Origin of the sequence: Mycobacterium sp. (genome assembly GCF_032162105.1) — a bacterium.
In the GTDB taxonomy this organism is placed as follows: Bacteria; Actinomycetota; Actinomycetes; order Mycobacteriales; family Mycobacteriaceae; genus Mycobacterium.
Genome location: NZ_JAVRPS010000488.1, coordinates 1 through 4,322 on the forward strand (window position 1 = coordinate 1; position 4,322 = coordinate 4,322).

Sequence of the window (4,322 nt, forward strand, 5' to 3'; positions counted from 1 at the left end):
CGGATGTACTTCCTGCGCCGCTCCGGGCGGATCGGTCAAGAGGTTCTACTCGAGTTGCGCCGCAGGATCTTCCGGCACTTCCAGCGCCTCGACGTCGCCTTCCACGACCGCTACACCTCCGGCCGCGTGGTCGCCCGCTCGACCAACGACGTCGAGGCCATCCAGGACATGCTGGAGACCGGTTTCGATGGTCTGATCACCGCGATCCTGACGCTCCTGGGGACGGCGGTGCTGCTCATCGTGCTCGACGTGCGGCTTGGCCTGATGTGTCTGGGCGCCTTCCCGATACTGGTGCTGCTGGTGTGGTGGTTCCGCACCCAGTCGTCGAAGACCTACAAGAAGGTGCGCGAGAGCGCTGCCCTGGTGATCGTGCAGTTCGTCGAGACGATGACGGGCATCAAGGCGGTGCAGGCCTACCGCCGCGAGCCGCGCAACCAGGAGATCTTCGAAGACGTCGCCGACCAGTACAAGAACATCAACGAGAAGGCCTTCAAGCTGCTCGCGGTCTTCATGCCTGGCGTGCGACTGGTCGGCAACATCACCACGGGGATCGTGCTGCTCTACGGCGGCTACCGGGTGCTGCAGGGCGAGATGACCCTGGGCACGCTGACCGCCTTCCTGCTGTATCTGCGGATCTTCTTCGAACCCATGCAGGAGATCTCGCAGTTCTTCAACACCTTCCAGTCGGCCGCCGCAGCGCTGGAGAAGATCGCCGGGGTGCTGGCCGAGAAGCCGGGGATCCAGGATCCGACGCAGCCGGTGCATCTACGAGAGGTCAACGGCGACATCGGCTTTCACCACGTGGACTTCTCCTACGCGCCGGGCCGTCCCGTGCTGCCCGACCTGAACCTCGAGGTACCGGCTGGCCAGACCGTCGCCCTGGTCGGCACCACGGGCGCCGGCAAGACCACCATCGCCAAGCTGATCGCCCGCTTCTACGACCCCGTCGCCGGGTCGGTGACGCTCGACGGCGTCGACCTCCGCGATCTCGCCCAGGCCGAGTTCCGGCAGCACGTCGTGATGGTCACCCAGGAGAACTTCATGTTCGAGGGCTCCATCGCCGACAACATCCGGTTCGGTCGCCCCGACGCGACCGACGACGAGGTGCGCGAAGCGGCCAGTGCGGTCGGCGCGGACCGGTTCATCGACGCGCTCGCCGACGGGTATGACACCGACGTGGCCAAGCGCGGCGGCCGGCTGTCCGCAGGCCAGCGGCAGCTGATCGCCTTCGCACGGGCATTCCTCGCCGACCCCGCCGTGCTGATCCTCGATGAGGCCACGTCGTCGCTCGACATCCCCAGCGAACGGTTGGTCCAGCGGGCGCTGGGGACCGTGCTGGCCGAACGCACCGCGGTGGTGATCGCGCACCGGCTGTCCACGGTCCAGAGTGCCGACCGCGTGCTGGTCCTCGAGCACGGCCGCATCGTCGAGGACGGACCGCCCGACGAATTGATCCGAAGCGACGGCAGATACGCCGCACTTCACCGGGCCTGGGTCGATTCACTGGCCTGACGCGTCCGAATTCGCGATCTCCCCGCAGTTTCGGCGTGGAACCGCAGCGGATGGTGAGTGTGACGTAGATCCTGTGAGTCATGGGGACCAACACCGATCTTTACCGCAGCGCCCGCGATCAGCTCGTCGCCCTGATCAACGACTACGACAAGGCCGTGGACGAGTTCGCGTGGCCGCAACTGACCGGCGCGTTCAACTGGGCGACCGACTGGTTCGACGTCATTGCGCGGGATCCGAGCGCCGCGGACCGGCTCGCGCTGTGGATCGTCGAGCAGGACGGCGCCGAGCAAAAGGTGACGTTTGCGCAGATGGCGGACCGTTCCGATCGTGTGGCGGCCTGGCTCGAGCAGCTCGGGGTGGTGAAGGGCGACCGCGTCATCCTGATGCTGGGCAACCAGGTCGAACTGTGGGAGTCGATGCTGGCGGTGGCCAAGATCGGGGCGGTGATCATGCCGACCACCAGTGTGCTGGGACCCGCCGACCTCGCCGACCGGATCACCCGCGGCGGCGCCAGGGCGGTCATCGCCAACGCCGCCGACACCGCCAAGTTCGAGGATCCCCACCTTCGGGACGACCAGTGCATCCGCATCGTGGTGGGCGGTCAGGTGGATGGATGGCACGACTACGCGGACGCGCGCGACGTCGTTCCGGCCGGGCCGTCGGTGGCCAGAACGACCGTCGACGATTCGATGCTGGTCTACTTCACCTCCGGCACCACCAGCAGGCCGAAGTTGGTCGAGCACTCGCAGGTGAGCTATGCGGTGGGGCACATGTCGACGATGGCGTGGATCGGCGTGCGCCCCGGTGATGTGCACCTGGCGATCAGCTCACCTGGCTGGGCCAAGCACGCGTGGAGTTGTTTCTTCGCGCCGTGGATCGCCGAGGCGACGATCTTCGTCTACAACTACGACCGGTTCGACGCCGCGGCGCTGCTGCACCAGATCCGGCGCGCCGGGGTGAACACCTTTTGCGGTCCGCCGACGGTGTGGCGGATGCTCATCCAGAGCGACCTCGGACCGAAACCCGAAGGGCTGCGCGAGATCCTGGGCGCCGGCGAGCCACTGAACCCCGATGTCATCGCGAAGGTCGAACGGGCGTGGGGACTGACCATCCGGGACGGGTTCGGCCAGACCGAGACGACGTTGCAGGTCGGCAACACACCCGGCCAACCCGTCAAGGCGGGTTCGATGGGACGGCCGATGCCCGGAGTGCCCGTGGTGCTCATCGACCCGCTGACCGGCGACCCCGCCGACGAGGGCGAGATCTGCCTGCAGCTCAGCTCGAATCCGCTGAACCTGATGACCGGATATCTCGATGATCCGGCGCGCAACGATGCGGCGATGTCGGGTGGCTACTACCACACCGGCGACGTCGCCAGCCGCGACGAGGACGGCTACATCACCTACGTCGGCCGCACCGACGACGTGTTCAAGTGCTCGGACTACAAGGTGTCGCCGTTCGAATTGGAGAGTGTGCTCATCGAGCACCCTGCGGTGGTCGAGGCCGCCGTGGTGCCGCAGCCCGACGAGACCCGGTTGGCCGTGCCGAAGGCGTACGTGGCGCTGGCCGACGGCTGGCCCGCCGACGCCGACACCGCCCGGTCGATCCTCGAATACGCCCGTGACCACCTCGCGCCGTACCTGAGGGTGCGCCGCGTCGAGTTCTTCGAACTGCCGAAGACGATTTCGGGCAAGATCCGCCGCGTCGAACTGCGCAAGCGCGAGGATGAGGCACACCGATCGGGCTCGCCGATCGCAACGGAGCATCGTTACGAGGACCTGGTGGGTTGAGCGATGAAGTCACGTGACGCAGGCCCGACCGGCACGCCGATCCTCGAGGAGACCATCGGCGCGAACTTCGAGCGGATCGTCGCCCAGCAGCCCGACGCCGAGGCTGTCGTCGACGTGATGGCAGGCAGGCGTTGGACGTATGCCGAACTCAACGCCGAGGGACGATCGCCGCCGGCGTGGATTCAGTCAGGCCCTACGCGCAGACCAACCCGTTCATTGTCCCTGCCCTGGTGGGATACGACCTACGCCTGCACCCGCTTTAGCATGCAGTAGCGGCAAGGCGTCGCGTTCAAGACACACCAGCCGAACGTCTACCAGACACAACCTGGTAGGCCGCTATCACGCCGGGGGGCCTGTGCCGTTGGCAGGTAGTCAGCGCCTCCAATAGGCGTCTGCTACGGCTCCGCGCTGTGAGGCGGACTTGGTAGTCAGCCCCCCGGCCGTGACAGCTATATGAGGATCATCGACGCTCGCGGCAATTAAAGCAACCCCCAAGAGTACTTGTAAGCCGTCCGAGATCAGGGTCGGGCGGCTTTGTCGTATCCGGGTCAGGAATCACCCTGTCCGGATCAACCAACCGAGAGGAACAACCCACCATGTCTAACACCACCGAAATCGCCGAACAGGTCGCCGGCTGAACCTACCTTGGCGTCTGCCCATCTTGGACGGGTTTGGAAGTCGATTTACCCAGGATTTCCTAGGTGCAGGGTCGAGGAGTCTCGTCGCCCCACCAGCTTTCAAACGGTCTGAACCGGGTGCAGTCGCACCGTTCGCCGGTATCCGGCTCAGTCGCGGCGCATCGGCTAATCGGGTGGAGATAGTCGTCGTGGCCGCAGTTGGCGCAGCCCGTAGGCACGCCCCAAGGGCCTTGACCATCGCCGGGTATCTGTGACATCGCCTAACCCCCTGTAGACACCTAGCCTCGATTTTGCGTGCGGCCCGGGTGGGGACAGATGGAGCCGGTGCTGGCCGGCCGTGAGGCCTGATTGTGGCTGGTGGGTGCGACGGGCTGGCCGGTGT

The 4,322-nt window shown here is 66.0% G+C and carries 3 protein-coding genes; all 3 read left to right on the top strand.

Going from position 1 to position 4,322, the window contains the following annotated elements:
- Positions 1–1,512, top strand: a 1,512-nt coding sequence (locus tag QOC69_RS25145; RefSeq protein ID WP_526444739.1) for an ABC transporter ATP-binding protein, incomplete at its 5' end; no start/stop codon positions are given.
- A gap of 80 nt (positions 1,513–1,592) precedes the next feature.
- Complete coding sequence (locus QOC69_RS25150; RefSeq protein ID WP_526444741.1) at positions 1,593–3,302, top strand: AMP-binding protein; 1,710 nt, start codon at positions 1,593–1,595, stop codon at positions 3,300–3,302.
- A 3-nt stretch (positions 3,303–3,305) separates the two neighbouring features.
- Complete coding sequence (locus QOC69_RS25155; protein ID WP_526444743.1) at positions 3,306–3,575, top strand: hypothetical protein; 270 nt, start codon at positions 3,306–3,308, stop codon at positions 3,573–3,575.
- Positions 3,576–4,322: the final 747 nt, after the last annotated feature.

Excerpts from the sequence above, each read along its gene's own strand:
- QOC69_RS25155 (WP_526444743.1), top strand. The coding sequence starts at position 3,306 with ATGAAGTCACGTGACGCAGGCCCGACCGGCACGCCGATCCTCGAGGAG.
- QOC69_RS25150 (WP_526444741.1), top strand. The coding sequence starts at position 1,593 with ATGGGGACCAACACCGATCTTTACCGCAGCGCCCGCGATCAGCTCGTC.